Below are 331 nucleotides of genomic sequence, written 5' to 3'. Positions count from 1 at the left end.
ACCTAGACATCGGCGCGAAGCTGAGCGAAATCGGCCCCGCCACGGCGGGGTCCGTCCAACTATGTCGCGATGGGATTGGGCGAAGGGAATTGCGATTGCCATGATTGCAGGACGCTTGCGGGAATGCCTGAGAGCATTGCGGTGGGAAGCCGCCGACCTTGCGCAGGAGCTTGGCTGTTCCAGGAACGATGCGACGCGTTGGATCGAGGGGCGCGCGCCGGTGCCGCTGGCGGTCGCCGCCTGGCTCGAGGCCCTGGCCAAGGCGCAGGGCGGCAAGCTGCGGCCGATCTACGCGCAAGCCTTTTCGGATCCAAGCCAGTGGCGGGCGCTG

At 67.1% G+C, this 331-nt stretch carries 1 protein-coding gene; it reads left to right on the top strand.

Annotated features, from left to right (window positions below):
* Nucleotides 1-100: 100 nt before the first annotated feature.
* The coding region (locus EN808_RS35525; RefSeq protein WP_135918245.1) for a helix-turn-helix transcriptional regulator at nt 101-331 on the top strand (231 nt) is incomplete at its 3' end.

The organism is Mesorhizobium sp. M8A.F.Ca.ET.165.01.1.1, from assembly GCF_004792065.1.
Lineage (GTDB): Bacteria > Pseudomonadota > Alphaproteobacteria > Rhizobiales > Rhizobiaceae > Mesorhizobium.
This window is presented reverse-complemented; position numbering and strand designations above follow the sequence as displayed.